Annotated in this window: 19 protein-coding genes; 5 read left to right on the forward strand and 14 right to left on the reverse strand. The window is 64.6% G+C overall.

The genetic code is table 11. The features are described 5' to 3' along the window. Positions 1-107 precede the first annotated feature (107 nt). The 4 genes from MTX34_RS08605 to MTX34_RS08620 all read left to right on the forward strand — a co-directional run bounded on the left by MTX34_RS08605 (position 108) and on the right by MTX34_RS08620 (position 2,753). Positions 108-1,160, forward strand: a complete 1,053-nt coding sequence (locus tag MTX34_RS08605; RefSeq protein WP_243609105.1) for a YihY/virulence factor BrkB family protein — start codon at positions 108-110, stop codon at positions 1,158-1,160. Between the two features lie 98 nt (positions 1,161-1,258). Continuing rightward, positions 1,259-1,693 (forward strand): GNAT family N-acetyltransferase, encoded by a 435-nt coding sequence (locus tag MTX34_RS08610; RefSeq protein ID WP_243609106.1) that lies wholly within the window; start codon positions 1,259-1,261, stop codon positions 1,691-1,693. A gap of 95 nt (positions 1,694-1,788) precedes the next feature. Continuing rightward, complete coding sequence (locus MTX34_RS08615) at positions 1,789-2,313, forward strand: hypothetical protein (protein ID WP_243609107.1); 525 nt, start codon at positions 1,789-1,791, stop codon at positions 2,311-2,313. A gap of 47 nt (positions 2,314-2,360) precedes the next feature. Beyond that, on the forward strand, positions 2,361-2,753 hold the full coding sequence (locus tag MTX34_RS08620; RefSeq protein WP_243609108.1) for a hypothetical protein: 393 nt from the start codon (positions 2,361-2,363) through the stop codon (positions 2,751-2,753). A gap of 54 nt (positions 2,754-2,807) precedes the next feature. On the opposite strand, the gene MTX34_RS08625 is transcribed toward MTX34_RS08620, so the two are convergent. The 10 genes from MTX34_RS08625 to MTX34_RS08670 form a co-directional block, all read right to left on the reverse strand. After that, positions 2,808-3,977, reverse strand: coding sequence for an MFS transporter (locus MTX34_RS08625; RefSeq protein WP_243609109.1), 1,170 nt, complete (start codon positions 3,975-3,977; stop codon positions 2,808-2,810). A 9-nt stretch (positions 3,978-3,986) separates the two neighbouring features. Continuing rightward, positions 3,987-4,730 (reverse strand): EAL domain-containing protein, encoded by a 744-nt coding sequence (locus MTX34_RS08630; protein ID WP_243609110.1) that lies wholly within the window; start codon positions 4,728-4,730, stop codon positions 3,987-3,989. 24 nt (positions 4,731-4,754) lie between these two features. Beyond that, entirely contained in the window at positions 4,755-6,047 is a 1,293-nt protein-coding gene (locus MTX34_RS08635; protein WP_243609111.1) for a lipase family protein, read from the reverse strand. A 22-nt stretch (positions 6,048-6,069) separates the two neighbouring features. Continuing rightward, the gene (locus MTX34_RS08640) at positions 6,070-7,659 is read right to left on the reverse strand and encodes a GMC oxidoreductase (protein ID WP_243609112.1); all 1,590 of its coding nucleotides are present in this window, start codon (positions 7,657-7,659) and stop codon (positions 6,070-6,072) included. A gap of 103 nt (positions 7,660-7,762) precedes the next feature. After that, complete coding sequence (locus MTX34_RS08645; protein ID WP_243609113.1) at positions 7,763-8,314, reverse strand: TetR/AcrR family transcriptional regulator; 552 nt, start codon at positions 8,312-8,314, stop codon at positions 7,763-7,765. A gap of 35 nt (positions 8,315-8,349) precedes the next feature. Then, a complete protein-coding gene (locus MTX34_RS08650) occupies positions 8,350-9,108 on the reverse strand; it encodes a 1-acyl-sn-glycerol-3-phosphate acyltransferase (RefSeq protein WP_243609114.1) in 759 nt (252 codons plus the stop codon). Further along, positions 9,108-9,500, reverse strand: coding sequence for a hypothetical protein (locus MTX34_RS08655; RefSeq protein ID WP_243609115.1), 393 nt, complete (start codon positions 9,498-9,500; stop codon positions 9,108-9,110). Before MTX34_RS08655 ends, MTX34_RS08650 begins: the two co-directional genes overlap by 1 nt. A gap of 8 nt (positions 9,501-9,508) precedes the next feature. Beyond that, positions 9,509-10,681 (reverse strand): FAD-dependent oxidoreductase, encoded by a 1,173-nt coding sequence (locus tag MTX34_RS08660; protein WP_308198501.1) that lies wholly within the window; start codon positions 10,679-10,681, stop codon positions 9,509-9,511. Beyond that, complete coding sequence (locus MTX34_RS08665) at positions 10,648-10,845, reverse strand: ferredoxin (protein ID WP_057479686.1); 198 nt, start codon at positions 10,843-10,845, stop codon at positions 10,648-10,650. The genes MTX34_RS08660 and MTX34_RS08665 overlap by 34 nt, the downstream gene beginning before the upstream one ends. After that, positions 10,842-12,047: a cytochrome P450 gene (locus MTX34_RS08670; protein ID WP_243609117.1), complete on the reverse strand. Its 1,206-nt coding sequence runs from the start codon at positions 12,045-12,047 to the stop codon at positions 10,842-10,844. The genes MTX34_RS08665 and MTX34_RS08670 overlap by 4 nt, the downstream gene beginning before the upstream one ends. A 164-nt stretch (positions 12,048-12,211) precedes the next feature. On the opposite strand from MTX34_RS08670, the gene MTX34_RS08675 reads away from it, so the two are divergent. Beyond that, positions 12,212-12,880, forward strand: a complete 669-nt coding sequence (locus MTX34_RS08675; RefSeq protein ID WP_243595159.1) for a TetR/AcrR family transcriptional regulator — start codon at positions 12,212-12,214, stop codon at positions 12,878-12,880. A 28-nt stretch (positions 12,881-12,908) separates the two neighbouring features. Here MTX34_RS08675 and MTX34_RS08680 read toward each other — a convergent pair whose 3' ends face one another. The 4 genes from MTX34_RS08680 to MTX34_RS08695 form a co-directional block, all read right to left on the reverse strand. Beyond that, on the reverse strand, positions 12,909-13,121 hold the full coding sequence (locus MTX34_RS08680; RefSeq protein ID WP_243595160.1) for a hypothetical protein: 213 nt from the start codon (positions 13,119-13,121) through the stop codon (positions 12,909-12,911). A 238-nt stretch (positions 13,122-13,359) separates the two neighbouring features. Then, on the reverse strand, positions 13,360-14,208 hold the full coding sequence (locus tag MTX34_RS08685) for a GAF and ANTAR domain-containing protein (protein WP_243609118.1): 849 nt from the start codon (positions 14,206-14,208) through the stop codon (positions 13,360-13,362). A 127-nt stretch (positions 14,209-14,335) separates the two neighbouring features. Further along, complete coding sequence (locus MTX34_RS08690) at positions 14,336-16,678, reverse strand: pyruvate dehydrogenase (RefSeq protein WP_243609119.1); 2,343 nt, start codon at positions 16,676-16,678, stop codon at positions 14,336-14,338. Positions 16,679-16,918: 240 nt separating this feature from the next. Next, positions 16,919-17,539: a TetR/AcrR family transcriptional regulator gene (locus tag MTX34_RS08695; protein ID WP_243609120.1), complete on the reverse strand. Its 621-nt coding sequence runs from the start codon at positions 17,537-17,539 to the stop codon at positions 16,919-16,921. Positions 17,540-17,637 lie beyond the last annotated feature (98 nt).

Genomic DNA, 17,637 nt, shown 5'->3' on the forward strand with positions numbered 1-17,637 from the left:
CACCGCACCGCACCGCACCGCACCGCGTCGATCGAAACCCGCGCCGATTGCGCAGCCTCGGTGTCGATGCGCTGTTTCCAGCGAAAAACCCCGGGTATGCGACCGCCATGGCCGATTCAGCAACATCACCCGCACCCACCGAGGCAGATCCGGATGATCCACGCAAAGCGGATTCACCTGCCGATCTGACCAAGCCGTCGTGGATTTACGTGCTGAAGAAGACCCTCCGTGAGTTTTCCCGGGATCAGTGCACCGACCTCGCAGCCGCGTTGACCTACTACGCCGTGCTCTCGCTCTTCCCTGCAATTCTGGCCATCGTGTCGTTGCTGGGCGTGTTCGGCCAAGGACAGGCCACGGTCGACGGCGTACTGCAGGTCGTCGGCGATCTCGGCCCGCAATCCGCTGTCGACACGTTGCGTCCAACCATCGAACAACTCGTCCAAGCCCCCACTGCCGGATTCGCGTTGATCATCGGTATCGCCGGTGCACTGTGGTCTGCGTCGGGCTATGTCGGCGCCTTCGGCCGGGCGATGAACCGCATGTACGAGGTGGACGAGGGTCGGCCCATCTGGAAACTGCGTCCGGTGATGCTCCTGGTCACGCTCGTCGCTCTCGTACTCATCGCGCTCGCCGCCGTCATGCTGGCCATCAGCGGCCCCGTGGCCAAAGCCGTGGGCGACGCCGTCGGACTGGGCGACACCGCACTGACGATCTGGAACATCGCACGCTGGCCGCTGGTGCTGATCGTGGTGGTGCTCGCCGTCGCGATTCTGTACTACGCAACACCGAATGTGCAGCAGCCCAAGTTCAAATGGATCAGTTCCGGCGCTGCGGTCGGCATCATCGTATGGATTCTTGCCACCGTCGCATTCGGCTTCTACGTCGCCAACTTCTCCAGCTACAACAAGACCTACGGCTCTCTCGCCGGAGCCATCGTGTTCCTGCTGTGGCTGTGGATCACCAACTTGGCCTTGCTGTTCGGAGCCGAGCTGGACTCCGAACTCGAACGTGGTCGGCAACTCCAGGCCGGAATCGTCGCCGAAGAACGCCTGCAACTGCCGCCCCGAGACACCCGGGTATCGGACAAGAACGACGAAAAAGACGCACAGGCCGTCGAGCAGGGTCGACAATTGCGCGAGGAACACAATCCGCAAGACTGACACATGTTGCAGGAGCTCGCTCCAGCCGCAACAGGCCGACGGGAACCATTGTGCCCCTTGCAGTGTGAAGACCGATACCTTTCGACGAAACGGACCCGATGACCACCGTCCATCACGCACCGCTCTCGCGCGTCGACCAGAGCACCCTGTACCGCATCATGGCGCTTCGGGTCGAGGTATTCGTGCACGAACAGAAGATCGTCGACGAAGCCGAACTCGATGGTGCGGACCTACTTCCAACGACAGAACTGTTCTGGATCCAGGACGAGAACGGCGAGGTGTTGGCCACTCTCCGAGTGCTCGTCGACGATTCGGTCCACATCGGCCGCGTCGCGACTGCAGCTGCGGGGCGTGGGCGCGGTTATGCCGGACAGCTCGTCGAAGCCGCGCTGAAGGCGTACCCCGGGGTGGTCGAGATGTCCGCGCAAGCTCACCTCGAAAAATGGTACGGGCGCTTCGGATTCACTCGAGTGGGAGAGCAATACCTGGAAGCGGGAATCCCGCACGTCAAGATGTCCACCCATCCCAGTTGAGTCGCCCCCACGTCACCTCATCTCCGTTGGGCCGAGGCCCGTGCCGTTGTCCCGAACCGTGTTCCAGCCCCTGCCCGACCGCGATCGTCGCATCGATGCGCGTCGTGCAAACAGATGCGCGAGCGAAGAATCAGCGCTTACTTCAAGCGCTTGGCCGTACTGTGCTGAGCATGGGCGACGTAATAGACGTGACAGTCGATTTGATGGCCGGCGCGTTGATCCTGGATTCTGTCAACAACAGGGAAGGTGTTCCTACCGAACGCTTTCCGACACCGCCCAATTTCGTGAAGGGCGGCCCGGGCCTGGTAGTGATCGATGCGGGCGGACGCGGAAAGGTTCACGCCAGAGTGAGGATCGAACCTTCCGCGCCCTCGATGTCCGATGCCGAGATGGCGACCTGGGAGGAAACGCAGGAGGCCACCTTCTCCTGCGAAGACACCGAGATGTTCCTGGATGGATCGACCGGTGAGGTGGTCGCACCGTTCTCGCTGGCGATAGGCATGTACCGCATCCGAGTACACGTCCGCGGGCGCGATCGATGGTTCGATAGCTATACGGCCCCGGACGGGGAACCCCGGATCGCTCTCGAGCTCCACATCTGGCCCGATCCCGAAATGTGAGCATGAGCCGTCGAACCGTGACAGCAGAGAATCCGTACGCTCGTTCGATGACGACAGGCAGACAGAAGGCGGCGCATACGCTCCTGGCAATCGGAATAGCTGCGACTGCTGGCTGTGGAACCCCAGAGGAGTTCGCGATTGCCCGTGAAGGCCCGTTGACCGCGGCTCCTACTCCACTCACGGTGACCGGAGACGGCGTTCACGTCGTGGGCCCCAGGGTGCCCGTGGGTAGGTATGAGGTCTCGTTCCCGATGGTCTGGGATTCCACAGGGTTGATATCCCGATGTGACTGGGCTCGTTTGTCGAGCACGGAGAATACGCCTGAAAACCTCATCGCCGACGGATCCTTCGAGACCACGTTCCAGTATCTGGAGGTCGAAGAAGGAGACGCTGCGCTGTACACGTCGGGATGCGGGACCCTGACTCTGGTGTCTGGGTAATCGGACTTCGCATGGAATCCCCGCAGCGTTGCCGTCGAGTGGAGCGTCAAGTGCTCAGCCCCGACTCCGCGGGTGCGAGGCCGCGGCGATCGATCCCCCGAGCACCAGTGCATTACCGAGCAGGATGCCCGCGACCCCGAAGGGCCCAGCGAGTGCGCCGACCGTCAGCGGGATGAGAATCTGCGCAGTTCTGTTGGCCGACATCCGCAATCCCAACGCCTCTCCCTGCGCGGATTTCGGCACGATCGACACCACCCACGACATGGTCAGTGGCTGCGGAATGCCGAGCGCGATTCCGAGTGCGATCATGACTCCGATAGCCCCCACGGCCTGGACGAACGGCAATACGGCCAATGCCAGCGCCCCCGCGGCCAGCGAAACATTCAGCAGCACAGTGCGACCGAACTTCGCGTCGAGTCTGCCCAGCCCGATCCGGCTGACCACCGATACCCCGGCACGCAGCGCCAGCAACCACCCCACCGTCGTCACCGATACCCCGCGCTCGACGGCCCACGCCGGCACGAACGCATAGAGCAGATCGACGGTCACCAGCACTGCACCGCTGACCGTCAACGACTGCCACATGCCCGGCAGCTTCAGCAACCGCAGTCCCGACGCCTCGCCCTCCGCGGGCTTCTGCGCACGGATGTGGTTGCGGCCGAACATCAAGAACAGTGCGGTCGGGAGCGCGACCACGGTGAAGGCACCGGCGGTGAGGATGCCGGCCGTCGTGTTGGGGCTCTCCACGCTCGCACCGCCGAACCTCGACGCGACGGCCGTCACGGCGAGCGGCCCGACCAGTTGCCCCATGGAGGCGGCGGCAGTGAGTGCGCCGAAGGCACCTTCGTTCTTACCGTCGACGTGGACATGTGCGACGAACGCCTGCTGCCCGATCATGATGAGCAGATTCCCCAGACCGAACGCAGCGGTGCACGCGAGTAACGCCCACATCGCCGAGAAGCTGACCAGGACAGCAGTCGCCATCGAGCACAACACAATTCCCGATGCGATCACCACCGGCCCTCCGAACCGATCCGCGATGCGCCCGATCGGCAATGCTGTCACCACCGCGGGCGCAGCGAACAGCGCCGCGATCACCGCCAATGTTCGTGTGTCGGCACCCTCGGCGATCGCCCGATAACCGATCATCAGCCGGACCCCGACCCAACCGGCCTGCGCGGCCGTCGCCTGCACTGTCAGAGCAACGGAATCACGAGAGGCCACAGGCGCAAGCTACACCGCTGTGGGGCGACCGATTCGATAGCCCTGCAACAGGTCGGCCCCCATCGACGTAGCCGCCTCGAGATCCTCGTCGGTCTCGATGCCCTCGAACACACACCTCGCGTCCGTCTTTCGCGCGAACTCGAGTACCAGTTCGGCCAACGCCCGCTTCGCTCGGCTGTTCTTCATGTCGTGAACGACGAACGCGTCGAGCTTGATGACCTCCGGTTCGAGCACGACGAGCTGCCGCATCCCCGCGTAGCCCGAACCCACATCGTCGACCGCTACGGCTACCCCACCGTCTCGAAGTTCGGCCGAGACAGCCACCACCGCGTCCTCGTCGTCGAGGACGGCATGCTCGGTGAGCTCGACAACCAGTGGCCGTCGCCCGCCGTACTCGCGCAGCATGTCCACCAGAGCAGCATCGGCCAATAGTGTTGCTGCGCTGAGATTGACCGCAACGAAGGGCCCGTCCGGCAGACGAGTCGACTCCTCCAGGGCCTTGACGACCGCCGATCTGTCCAGCGCCGGACCGAGGCCGCACTGCGCTGCATCGGCGAACCACGCCTCGGTGTCACCCCCGCCCGCCGGGAAGCGAGACAGGGCCTCGTATCCCTCGATCACCCCATCGCGTGCACGGACGATCGGTTGAAAGACGATGTCCGGGCCACCGCCGGCAATCACAGCCTCCACCCGACGCCGCGACCGCAACAGGGTCGAGCGCAGCGGTGTCGAGGCGGCCCTAGCCGACGGCACGGATGGATACCCGAACCACTGGGCTCAGTCGACGGAGCATGATGCCATGGGTACGTCGGCGAACCGGTCCATCAGGAACGCTGCGGCGGCACCGCCGTACCCGTCGATCAGCTGCGGCCCGAAGTGGTTGGGCAACACCGCACCCTGCAGGATCGGCGGCAACGGAGTGGTACGGAACTCGACAGTGGCACCTCGGCCACACCAATCCTGGGCCAACTGCCGGGCCTGACCGTACGGCACCGTGTCGTCGTTGAGTCCGCTGGTGATCATCACCGGCGCGTTCGGGGTACTACGACCGATCCGCTGAGCCTCGAGGATACGGCCCGCCTGTGGAATGGTGCCCAGATTCGCGAGCATCGACTTGCCGTCCGCGGTCAACGATTCGGTTCGCAGGAACGGGTACTTCAGGATGGTGTCGCCGATGCACTGCGTCGACAGATCACTCAACACTGCCTTGCCGTGATCGGTGAGTCTTTCTTCTACGAGGGGCAGCAAACTCGGGTCGCGCTCGACGAAACCGTTGAGCGCATAACCGATCACGCCTCCGATCAGCGTTCCGTCGACGGTCTTCAGTACCTCGAGCAGATCCGCGGTGGGCGCTCCGGCCCACGTGCCCTTCAGATCGACCTCCGGCGCGTATTCCGCGGCGAGTTCGGCCGCCGCGGCCGCCGCTCCACCACCCTGGGAGTAGCCCCAGATACCAACAGGCGCATCGGCATCACCGAGCAGCTCGTTCGCCGCGCGGGCGCCGTCGAGAACCGCATGAGCCTGCTCGACCCGGTTGACGTAGGTGTGCACGCCGGGCGTTCCCAACCCGATGTAGTCGGTGACGAAGACGTTCGCACCCATCGACCCCCACAGCGTGGAGGACAACAGTTCCTGATTGAACGAGATCGACAGTGGTTGCGTCACAGCATTGACCGTCGTCGGAAACGCACGGGAAGGAGCGCACTGATCGGCCTGACCCACCGTGCCGGGCGCGACGACGATGGTCGGCCGAGGACCGGCCCCACGCCACGGCACCTCGGTCTCGATGAACGTCCCCGATACCACCACCGGCGAATCATTCTGCGTCCGTGACGTATAGAGCACCCGCTCGGCCTGAACGGGATAGGCACCGTCCGCACCGGGCAGCGCCGCGAACAACGACATAGGCTGCGTCCGCAATACAGCACCGGGCTCGTCGACGACCTGGGCAGGCGGCACGTAGAAGTCGTCCACGGGATCCGCCTGCGCTGCAGCGGTTCCGAGCACGGTCGCCGAGGACGCAAGCAGGGCAGTGACAGCGACGCCGATCATGGTGCGGTACGGATGCATCGGTCTCTTTCTGAGGAGGGGGTCAAACAACGGAGCCGACATCGCCGGCGACGATGTTGTTCAACGCACGTTCGGCCAATGCTGCGATGGTCATGGACGGGTTGCACGCTGCGGTGGTGCCGGGCATGAGCGCCCCGTCGAGCACGTACAGTCCCCGCTGGCCGTGCACGCGTCCGTCGAGATCGCACACCGGGCCCATGTTGGCTCCACCCAACGGATGCCAGGTGGACGGGAACACCGCGTTGGTATCGGTGAGAATGCTGCCCGATCCGGCGATGCGACGCACCGTCGGATCGATCGACCCGTTCTGAATGACGTTGTCGCCATTGGCAGGCCAGTGCAATCGCACCTGGTCTGCGCCGGAGTCGTAGCCGAAATGCCCACGGCCGCTGCTGACTCCGTAGCCGACGAGCATGGTGCTGTGGGCATCGAACGACAACGGCGGTATGGATGCCTGGATGACGGTGTGCGCAGTGTTCGGGTCGTCCCAGTTCAGGCTGCCGAACACCACCGGACCGCCCTGCGGGGTACCGAACTGCTGCTCGATGCTGGACCACACGTAGATACGATCGGCGTTGGTGCCCCAGCCCTGGCCGAGTTGGTCCGGCAGATCGGGAATGGCACCGGTGGCACCCGCGCGAACCAACAGCTTGGTGGTGTTGAGGCTACCGGCGGCCATGATCAGCGTGCCGGTGGTGAGGATCTTGTTCTCGAGAACCGTTCCGTCGGAGTCGATTCGGTCCACATGGATCGTCCAGCGGCCATCGGCGGCACGTTCTATCCGGGAGACATCGTGCTGGGTGGCCACGGTGGCCAGCCCGGTCGCCTCGGCGGCGGCGATGTAGGTGACGTCCACGGAGTGCTTGCCGCCGTTGTTGACTCCGAACGCACCGGAGCCATCGGTGTACGACGGCTTCATCACGCCACGCGTCTCGTCGAGCGCGAAGTTCCAATCGATCGGCATCGGGATCTTCGACACCGGCAGGCCCGCTCGACGAGCACTGGCTGCAAACACCCGCGCCGCCTGATAATTGGGCGTATCGATCAATTCGTCGGGAGCCTGCTCGAGCTGCAACATCCGCGCCACGCGTGGGTAGTGCACCCGATTCAGAGTCGACCAATCCAGTCCGGCCGGAAAGTACTTCTCGAACACCGACTGCGTGGGCTGCAGTGTCATTCCCTGGTAGATCAGGGATCCGCCTCCGACACCGGCCGCGCACAGCGCCGTCATGTTGTCTCCGGGTACCGCCTCCAGCAGGCCGACGTACGGATCGAACGGAACCGGCCTACCGAACAGGTTGGGACTCGAACCGTGCCACAGCATGCGCTTGTCCGGTGCCGTCGCGTTGGGGAACGTGTCGCCATTCGGTCCTGTGTTCCAACGCCTTCCGCGCTCGAGCACCAGAACCGGCACCCCGGCCTCGGCCAGGCGCAATGCGGCGACGCCACCGCCGAACCCCGATCCGATGATCACCACACGGTGGTCCTCGCGGGTCAGTGGGATCTGGACGCGTCGGCCGCCTGCCGCTCGCGCCACCCCCGCGCCCGACACTGCGGCCAACCCCGCAACCGCAGTTGCGCCGAGAAACGACCGGCGGTTCAAATTCGACACGTACCCCCCAATGGTGTGCAGCAGCGCGCATCGAGACCTGTGTCACGTGCCCGTGCGAAGCAAAACTAGACAGAAGTGGGCAATAGTGTCAAGTTCCACCGGGTCAGCTGAAGGTAAGAAGCGGCACCAACCAGCGTCGGAGGTATGCCCGTAAGCCGTCGTCGTCGTGAATTGTCGGATCGTCGAACAGAATGACCGACAGTGCGTTGCGCGTGAACACCGCCTCGACCCCGTCGAACTGCGTCGGATCGAATTCGGGATGTCGCTCGATGTAGCCGTCGAGGAACTGACGCACCACCGGCTCGGCTCGATCCATCACGTCCGGATCGAACAGCGGATTCGCAGTGCCCGAACGGAGCAACGTATTCAGAACCGGTTGTCGGCGAAGGAGATCTCGCGCGGCCACAATGGTTTCGACGACGAAGTCCGATGCCGTTTCGGCCCGATCGGCCTTCTCCCCTATCTCGCCCATGAAGCCGACAACGAGGCCGACCATCGCCTCGGAGATCATGTCCTCGCGCGTGCTGAAGATCGAATACACCGTCTGCCTCGTCACGCCCGCAGCGCGCGCCGCCGCGGCAATGGTGACGTCCTCGAACCCACCCTCGGCAATGAGCCCGAGGGTGGCGTCGAGAATCTTCTGCTTCGAGCGCATGGCTCCGAGTATGACTGCATCCCCCGCTCGGCGAGTCATCCGATGACGGGACGCCGGTCTTTCGTCAGTTCGTCGAGTTCGGCTTGCATCGTCGAATGCACCCGCCCCGCGAATTCCCCCGCCGTCTCGTCTATATCGGGTCGCATGGGAGCGAGCACCGACGTGTCGAGCTTGGTGGGCAGCGGCAGGTACGGAAGGAGGCCGACCACACCGAGATTGACGCCCCAGGGAATGGACACCGACAGCGGTAGCGTTTTGAGCCGCAACGCCTTGTCCAACCGCAGCGCCTTCGCCACACGCTTGCCGCTCCCGAGTACGAGCAGCGACTCCCCGGCACCGGCCGTCACCACGGGGACAATCGGCACCCCCGCCTCCATCGCCAACCGGGCGTATCCGGTGCGCCCGTCGAACAGGATCTCGTTCCGGTGTTTCCAGGTCTTGAGCGCATCCACATCACCGCCCGGGAACACCAGGACGTTGTTGCCGTCCGCGAAAGCGTCCAGGGCCGTCTGCCGACCGGCGGGCCTGGCACCGAACGGCTCGATCAGCCTCTCCGCGTGCAGCGTCCAGGCGATCTGGTGCGTCAGCGTGATCAGTTCACGGTCGACACCCAGTTCGTCGTAGGCGGCCGCGAACGCGAACACGTTGAGATCGATGATTCCGCCGAACCCGTGGTTGGCGACGAACAGCACAGGAGTGTCCGGAACTGGCTGCGCCACTGTCACTTCGAGTCGGTTGTAGAAGCGCACGGCTTCGATGCTCGCGGCTCGCAGAGTGCGCGCGATGTTGTCCACTACCGGTCCAGCTGCAGATCGGCGAGCGCGCCGGCGATCACGAAGCCCCCTGCGATGGCGCAGCCGGCTGTTCTCGTTCGTTGTGGCAGGTGAGCGGTGAGCGCGAACGCCGCGGTGTCCCAGACGTCGACGGCCACGCCTGCACGCAGCAGTGTGCGCACCGCGTTCGGTGCGTACCGCGTTGCCGCGTACAGGCCGCCGCCGATGTAGATCTCCCGAATACCGAAGGTACGAGCGGCAGCTCGTGTGGTCGCTACCGCAGCGTCGGGGCCGGCGAGGAGTTCGTTGGCACGAGTGGGCGCAATCATGTGGGCGACACCGATCGCCGCACGGGCCAGCCCGACTGCCTCGGGAAGACGACGAACCAGACCGGACGCAGAGCCGAGAGCCATGAAATTCCTTACGTAGTGGGAACAACGTTGTTGCGGGCGAGTTTTCGGAGCAATCCGACGGCCTTCTTCATGCCGTAGGCAACGATGGTCGTACGACCATCGTCGTGGTTCCACTGCAGGAGTGCGGATCCGTCGTCGACCGAACCTTCGAGGACGGTCGGTTCTCCCTGCAGTGGGAGCGGACCGACGACTTTGATGGACAGCCCCAGAATCTCGGTCCAGAAGTAGTCGTCGGCAGGGGCGCACGTCGGTTCGAGACCGAGCGCGGATGCAGCGGCAACTTTGCCCTGTGCGACGGCATTGGACCAGAACGGCGCTCGACGGGACGCGGCACGCGCGTAGGCGACGTCCCCGGCAGCAAATACTCCGGGAACCGCTGTAGCGCAGAGATAGTCGATTCCGACCCCGATACGGTCCGCGATCCCGGCACCGTCCAGCCAATCCGTCTGCGGCACATCACCGGCGCAGGTGACGACGACATCGGCCGTCAGCTGAGTGTCTGCGAACTCGATACCCGTGACGGGCTCACCGACCAACGAGACGGGAGCATTCGTCCGAACGAACTGCACCGACGAGGCCTCGGCTCGCGCCACTATCGCGTCGGACAGGAAAGAACCCAGGAGCCGTTGCAGCGGAGGATCCACATCGACGACGGTGACTGCAATGCCGCGTGCGACGCAGGCACTGGCGACCTCCATGCCGAGGAATCCCGCACCGACCACGATGGCTGTGCTGGCAGCGTCCAGCTTCGGACGGAGAGCACAGACGTCGGCGAAGGTCCGCAGCACCGTCTCGCCCTCCTGCCCCGGACCGGCGATGCGGCGGGCCACCGCTCCCGTGGCCACGATGAGCGCGTCGTAGGGAACGTCGATTCCGGCTGTCGTAGTGACCATTCGACGTGCGGTGTTCAACGACGCCGCGGGATCGACGATCGCCGTGATGTCCAGATCCGACAGGTCCCAGGTTTCGGCCGCAGCGGCCTCACCTTTGAGCACGTGCTTCGACAACGGTGGTTTCGCATAGCAGCCGTCATCGTCCGCACCGATCATGACGATCGAACCTTCGTGTCCGCGGGCCCGTAACTCACGAGCAGCAGTGCAGCCGGCGATCGAGTCTCCGACAATGACAATTCTGGGGCCCGAGGAGCTCACGCCTGTTCTCGCAGTGCCGCGACCGGGCACACGCCGATTGCCGATCGAGCCGAGGCCGCCAGGTCGTCGGGAATGTCGTTGTCGTCGAACGCATAATGCAATTCGCCCTCGTCATCGAGGCTGAACACCTTGGGTGCCTGCTCGGCGCAGATGCCATGGCCCTCGCACCGATCCCAGTCGACGTCGATTCTCATTGCTGTGTCCCTTCTGCTGCCACCAATTCCAGTGGCAACTGTTCGTATCGATGAATGACGTTGTTGACGGCCCGTTTCGGCGCTCCGGTGGCCACGATTCGATCGACTCGCCGCGCGAGTACTCGCAGCATGGTCTGGGCTTCCAGTCGCGCAAGCCCCTGACCGGCGCACCCGTGCACCCCGGAACCGAAGCCGAGTTGGCGCGCGGCGTCGCGGGTGATGTCGAACTCGTCGGGACGGTCCCATTCGCGCTCATCGCGATTGGCCGACGCGTAGACCACCAGCACGCGAGCACCTTTCGGGATGCGTGATCCGTCGATCTCGACGTCACGCACGGCTCGACGCGAGAACGCTCTGATCGGCGACTCGTATCGAACGACCTCGTTGATCGCATTGGGGATGAGGTCAGGGTCCTGCCGAATTGCCTGCCATTGCTCGGGATGCCGCGCGAACAGATCGAGGGCACCGGAAATAGCTCCGATGGTGGTGTCGAGCGAGGGACCGAGGTAGTCGATCATCAGGGCCGGACATGCCGACTTCCGAATCTTGTTGTCGTCGGCGGCCTTCAGAACGTCGTCGCCCATGCTCCCGGGAAGCACCGATCGTTCACGCACCACGCGCCGCGAGAACGCGAGCATTTCCGCGGCACCCTTCGCAGCTGTGATCGAGTGCCGATTGACGGGTCCGAGGGAGTCGAATGTTGCTCCCGCCCATCGCAGCAGCTCGTCGCGTCCGTCCTCCGGCCACCCGACCAGATCAGGGACGATCGACATCGGTAGCGCCGTGGCAAGGTCATCGACGCCGTCGACCGATCGCTTCTTCAGGGCCGCGTCGACGATGCTTTCGGCCTTCTCCTCCACCGCCGCCTTCATCTTGCGTACGGCCTTCGGGGTGAGCCGGTGAGCCAGCACCGAGCGCTTGGTTGCATGCTCGTCGCCGTCGGTGTTGAGCGTCGTCCCGCGGCCCAGCCGGTTCGCAACGGGATTGAGCGCGACACCGTCCCCGGAAACGAAGGTCTCGTCGTCGAGCAGCACTGCCTTGCACCCTGCATAGCGCGAGACGGCGAACACCTGCTGGCGTGGCAGCCACACCACCGGGCCGAGCTCACGCAACCTCGCGTAGTGCGGGTACGGATCGAGGATCGCCTCGGTGGAATAGATATCGGTGCGGTACTGCGGGATCGTCGCGTTGGTGGTCGTCATGAGGTCCTTCGATGCCGCCGGAAGAGTCGATGCACCCCGCATTCACAGGGTATTGACGATATCGTCACCCATGGCACTGCCGTCCGTCAAGGCTTTTTGACGAATTCGTCATCATTGAGACGCGATAGGCTGCCCTCACTCACACCGCAGAGCAGGAGCAGACCGTGACCGAAGGCAACCGCGTCGAACGCCGCAAGGCGCGCACCAGAGCTGCCCTCGTCAAGGCCGCGCAGGGATTCCTGGCGAGCGGCAACACCAACGCACCCGTTCTCGAGATCACGCAGGCCGCCGACGTCAGCAACGGATCGTTCTACAACTACTTCGAGACCAAAGAAGAACTGTGGCAGGCAGCCATCGACTCGGCCCTCGAATCTGCCGGCGACTACCTCGACTCTCTCACCGTGGGCCTGGACGACCCGGTCGAGAAATTCACCCAGTCGTTTCGCCTGTCCGGACGCCTCTTCCGCCTCGAGCCGCAACTGAGCCGCGTCCTGCTCAACTCCGAGGCCTCGGCCTTCGCCGCAGCGGGGGGCCTGGCACCACGTTCACGCCGCGATATCGAATCGGCAGCCGCGCGAGGAAGATTCGATGTGGACGATCCGGATGTGGCCCTCGCCCTGGTGGCAGGCACCCTGCTGTCCATGGGCCGGCTGCTGCTGGCGCAGCCCGATCGCGACGAGGCGGCGACGGTCGACGGCACCACCGAGCGGGTCCTGCGCGCTCTGGGCATCTCCCCGGACGAAGCCCGAACGCTGTGCCGCAGCGAACTACCGGCGTCCTACGGCGTCGACGTGCACGCCGTCGTCGACCCCACGGCAGGCCCCCGCCGCTGACGACCGTGACCGGGTACTGAGCCGAGCCTCAGTCGTCATCGGCGCGCAGCGCCGCACTGAGCGCCTCTTGCGCTGACACGTCGGCCTCGACTGCACCACGCAGTTCGGCGTCATCGGAGGCAACGACCAGCGGAACATCGCCGTCCGTCTGACCACGCTCCCCGGCCAATCCCTGCTCGCGCTCCTTGGCCCGGCGGTAGTCGGCGAGAGCGACGTCTTGCTTCTCTCGTGCTGTGGCCACGCCGTCACGCCCTCTGGTGCCGGGCCGGCGCGTGCGTGGGCACCGGGGCCGGGGCCGGTCGGCCGACGGGCTCGTTCTTCCGATTCCCCCCACCGGTGTCGATATCGAGAAAATGCTGAAGTTCGTCGTGAATCGGAGTGTCCGTCATGGGCCTTGACCTTCTCGACCTTCGATAACGCAGATCGTTCGGCTTCGCTGAACCATTTGGTGATGCTGGGTGGACTGTGCACCCCCGACCTTACGGGCCTTCGGCGTCCTGGCGTCCGACGACCGAGTCGACTACCCTCGCCGCCAGCACGGCAACGCGCGCGTTCTCTCGCTGCGACTGCTGCACCAACGCGGCGAAGGCGGCGTCGGGGCCGATCCGTCGAGCCGCCATGATGATCCCTTTGGCCTGTTCGATGGTTGCCCTGGTAGCCATCGCCTCACGAAGCCCGACGACTTCCTGTTTGGCCTCCGCCGCGTGTCTGGAATTCCATACTGCCGCTTCCACCGAGGTGACGAACATCTTCACCACGACTTCGTCGATATCGTTGAATCCGCCTGCCCCGAAACCGTAGATGTTGAGCGAGCCGGCGTGCTCGGAGTCGACCGCCAACGGTGCCGACAAATAGCTCTGCACACCGATGTCCGACGCAGCGGCCGCGAATGTGGGCCACCGAGTGGCGACTTCGTCGACTCGAAGGCACACCATCCGGTCGTGACGTGCAGCTTCCAGGCACGGTCCCTCGTCTGCCCGGTACTGGTCGGCGTCGATATCCACCACCCGCGCATCGGAACATGCAGCGGTAGCGGGGTTCTCCGAATCATGATGCAGCAGAGTCACTCCCGCCATATCCGCGCCCGGAATCGCCACCACGGCCTGCTCACACAGCCCTTGCAGTAGCGTTTCGAACCTGCTGTGCTCGAGCAATATTCCGCGGAAGATGTCGAGTGCCTCGAAAGTGTCTTCTGCGAAATACGTTCCCTCACCCGGCACACGGGCCCGCCTCGGGAGAGCCGCCGCGATCTGCTCGTCGAAAGCGGTTGCGGCCGCCCTCTCGGCAGCGGAATTGTCCGGCGGTCCCCCGGATGCTCGATCGGTCACGTGCGCCCCCATACGGTGCGGTCATGACACCCTTCGACGTGAACGAGGCCTCCAGCGGCGTTGACCCTCGCCGAATGACTCAACCGTACGCTCGCTGTCAATGGGTGGACGACGAACACCCGCGGAGCTACTGGCCGGTGACGTCCAAAGCGGCACCGACGATCGAATCGGTATCGATGTGGTGGTGCTTGTACACCTCGTCCAGAGACCCGACCTGACCGAAGTTGCTGACACCCAACGACGTCGATGCCACGCGGTTCACGTTCGCGAGGAAGGCCAGGGTGTGCGGATGGCCGTCGAGCACGGTCACCATCGGTGTCGCTCGATCGGCCGGCAGCAGCTGATCGAGAATCCACGATTCGGCATCTCCGTGCCCCTGCCGCGCCTGCACGGCACGGTAGAGCTGGCCGGGGCTGGTGATGCACAGGACGTCCGCGAGAATACCGATCTGCTCCAAACGTGCTGCGGCATCGAGAGCTTCGGGCATGAGCGCACCCATCGCCGCGATCGTGACGGTGGCACCGTCACGTCGAACGAGGGGATAACCGCCGGCCACCACCTGCTTGCGCCTGCGTTCGCGGGCCGCCGGATCGCTCGGCACGTCGGCCAGCGTCTGATCGACCGGACGGGTCGACAGGCGCAGATACGCCGAGGTGCCGTCGGGACGACCCAACTTGGCGATACTGGCGAGCAACGTCCACTCCACGTCGATGGCGAACGCCGGCTCGTACGAGATGCAGCCGGGCTGTTCGAGACCGATCGACGGAGTCTTGATCGACTGGTGCGCACCACCTTCCGCAGCCAGAGTGACACCCGACGGAGTGCCGACCAGAATCGACTGGCCGCCCGCGTAGATGCCGTACGACCACGGCTCGAGGGCGCGCTCGACGAACGGGTCGTACATCACTCCGATCGGGAACAGGGGCTCTCCCCACCGACTCCACGTTGCACCCAGCTCGCCCATCAATCCGACCAGATTGGTCTCTGCGATTCCGAGTTCCATGTGTTGACCGGTGGGACCCTCACGCCAGTGCATGATGGTTTCGGCATCGTCGCCGAACCAGTCGTGCCGCTCCGAGGACGACCAGACTCCGACCTTGTTGACCCAACCGCCGAGATTGGTGGTGGAGCTGACATCGGGACTGACGGTGACGACGCGTCGAGCCGCATCGGGTGCCTCACGGGTGAGGTCGATCAGGGTGCGGCCGAGTGCGGCCTGTGTTGTGGCAGTGCCTTTCGGCGTACGTCCGATGTCGGTGGGCACGCTCGGTGGTTCCGCATACGAGAACTGTTCGCGCTGTAGACGTTCGGCGACGTCGGAGCACAACCGGCCGGCCGCGCTGTCGTCGTCGAATCGGTCCCAGGGCGAGCCGGCGTCCGTGCCGAGAGTCTTTGCGAGAGCTGCATACTCGTCGACCGTCAGCAGCGACGAGTGATTCTGCGGGTGCCCCTGAGTGGGCAGCCCGAAACCCTTGACGGTGTAGGCGATGATCACTGTGGGACGGGTGTCGTCGATCTGCGCGTACGCCTCACGGAGCGCGTCCAGATCGTGTCCGCCGAGGTTGCGAATCGACTCGGTGAGCATCAGGTCGTCGAGATCTGCGATCAGCTCGGCGATCGCGGCCGCGTCGGAACCCTTGCCGGGCAGCCGATCACGCAGATCCAACGCCGAGCAACGCAGCAGCCGCTGATACTCGGGATTGGGCATGTCGAGAATGCGTCGACGAAGAGCGTCACCGCCGACACGGGCGAACAGATTCTCGAGCAACCGCCCGAAGCGGACCGTGATGACCTGCCAGCCTGCGGCGTCGAACATCTTCTCGAGACGCCCCGCGGCGATGTTCGGCACTACCCGGTCGAGCGACTGACGGTTGAGGTCGACGATCCAGACGATCTCGCCCAACTCTCCGATGCCGGGGTCGATGACGGCCTCCCACACGGCACCTTCGTCCAGCTCGGCGTCTCCGACGAGCGAATACTGCCGACCCCGAAACGGGACCGCCGCATCTGCCGAGAATGCCGAGTCGACGAATCGGCGAGACATCGCGCCCCAGATAGGCGCTGTCGCACCGATTCCGACAGAGCCGGTGGAGTAGTCGACGGTGTCGGGATCCTTCGCGCGTGACGGGTAGGACTGCAGGCCACCGTACGAGCGAAGGGTCGTCAGATACTTCTCGTCCAAGTCACCGAGAAGGTAGTTGATGGCGTGCAACACCGGCGAGGCATGTGGCTTGACCGACACCCGGTCTGCTGCGGTCAACTGCTCGAACCACAGTGACGTCATGATCGTGACCATCGACGCGCAGGAAGCCTGGTGCCCGCCGACCTTGAGTCCCGTCGGATTGGGCCGGATTCGGTTGGCGTGGTGGATCATCGATGTCGAGAGCCACAGCACGCGTTCGGAGATGTCGTGCAGAGTTTCGCGCCCACCGGTGGCCGAATCGTCTGTGGTCGAGCTGAGGCTGGTCATGGCCGGAGACTCCTGAAGTTGGCGACGAAAGAGTGCATCGAGTGGAAGAGACGGGACCGGATGGGGCCCCGTCTTTCCCTGAGGCAAGCGTTCGGATTACGAAGCGCCGAGTCAGTCGCGTCGGTGATGCAACCGGCGTCAGTCGACCAGAGGTTCACCGGCTGCGCAATAGCGGAGCGCTCGATTGTGCAATCTGCGCAATTTTACGGGTGGTTGGGTGGCCGTTTCTTGTCGTCCTGATCATTCGCTTCGACGCGTCGCGGATTCGACGACGGCCTCGAAGGCGTCGACGATCAACGCGACCAAGGCGTCCAGTTCGATGTCCGGGGTGTCGAAGAAGGCCTCCGCGGTCCGGTCGAGAAAACCCGTCCACCCGGAGATCGCGGCCACGACGAGCGGCGACAGCGGATCCGGAAGTTCGGCCAGGGCCGCAACCTGCCGCTCGCCCTCGGCGCGAGCCTGCCGAAGCGCGCTCTCGACCCCGGCCTCGCCGAATTCTTCCTCGCGGACGACGCGCAAGTACAAGGCGCGATGATCCCGCAAGAATTCGATGTGCCGTCGGACGAAGCCCTCCAACCGAGTCCGGACGGCGTGTTCCTCGGGCTGCGGCCCTTGCGCATCGGCCAATCTGCCGAGAACGTCGGCCAGCGCAGCCTCGACCAGGCCCTGCTTGTCGGTGAAGTAGTAGAAGAGCAACCCATGTGCCACACCGGCTCTGCGCGAGATCGCAGCCGCACTGATGTCTGCACTGGCACCTTCGGAGATGAGCTCGATCGCGGCGTCGATCAGCGCCTGACGGCGATCGCGGCGTGGGCGAGCGCGCCGTGACTGCTCTGCATCGTCGACGTCGTTCGAGGGCACGGCCCGAGACTAATGCAGATCGCGCCACGCCCGTGCGTCACCCTCTTGCGTTATTTGCACGCCTTATGCAATATTCGCAAAAGGCCGGAGTTCGCCGG

It is taken from the genome of Rhodococcus sp. ARC_M5, from assembly GCF_022810405.1.
In the GTDB taxonomy this organism is placed as follows: Bacteria; Actinomycetota; Actinomycetes; order Mycobacteriales; family Mycobacteriaceae; genus Rhodococcoides; species Rhodococcoides navarretei.

What these genes read in the sequence shown, in the direction of transcription:
- MTX34_RS08605 (WP_243609105.1), top strand. Translation starts at nt 108, where the DNA reads ATGGCCGATTCAGCAACATCACCCGCACCCACCGAGGCAGATCCGGAT.
- MTX34_RS08610 (WP_243609106.1), top strand. Translation starts at nt 1,259, where the DNA reads ATGACCACCGTCCATCACGCACCGCTCTCGCGCGTCGACCAGAGCACC.
- MTX34_RS08615 (WP_243609107.1), top strand. Translation starts at nt 1,789, where the DNA reads ATGCGCGTCGTGCAAACAGATGCGCGAGCGAAGAATCAGCGCTTACTT.
- MTX34_RS08620 (WP_243609108.1), top strand. Translation starts at nt 2,361, where the DNA reads ATGACGACAGGCAGACAGAAGGCGGCGCATACGCTCCTGGCAATCGGA.
- MTX34_RS08635 (WP_243609111.1), bottom strand. Translation starts at nt 6,047, where the DNA reads ATGCATCCGTACCGCACCATGATCGGCGTCGCTGTCACTGCCCTGCTT.
- MTX34_RS08645 (WP_243609113.1), bottom strand. Translation starts at nt 8,314, where the DNA reads ATGCGCTCGAAGCAGAAGATTCTCGACGCCACCCTCGGGCTCATTGCC.
- MTX34_RS08655 (WP_243609115.1), bottom strand. Translation starts at nt 9,500, where the DNA reads ATGGCTCTCGGCTCTGCGTCCGGTCTGGTTCGTCGTCTTCCCGAGGCA.
- MTX34_RS08665 (WP_057479686.1), bottom strand. Translation starts at nt 10,845, where the DNA reads ATGAGAATCGACGTCGACTGGGATCGGTGCGAGGGCCATGGCATCTGC.
- MTX34_RS08670 (WP_243609117.1), bottom strand. Translation starts at nt 12,047, where the DNA reads ATGACGACCACCAACGCGACGATCCCGCAGTACCGCACCGATATCTAT.
- MTX34_RS08690 (WP_243609119.1), bottom strand. Translation starts at nt 16,678, where the DNA reads ATGACCAGCCTCAGCTCGACCACAGACGATTCGGCCACCGGTGGGCGC.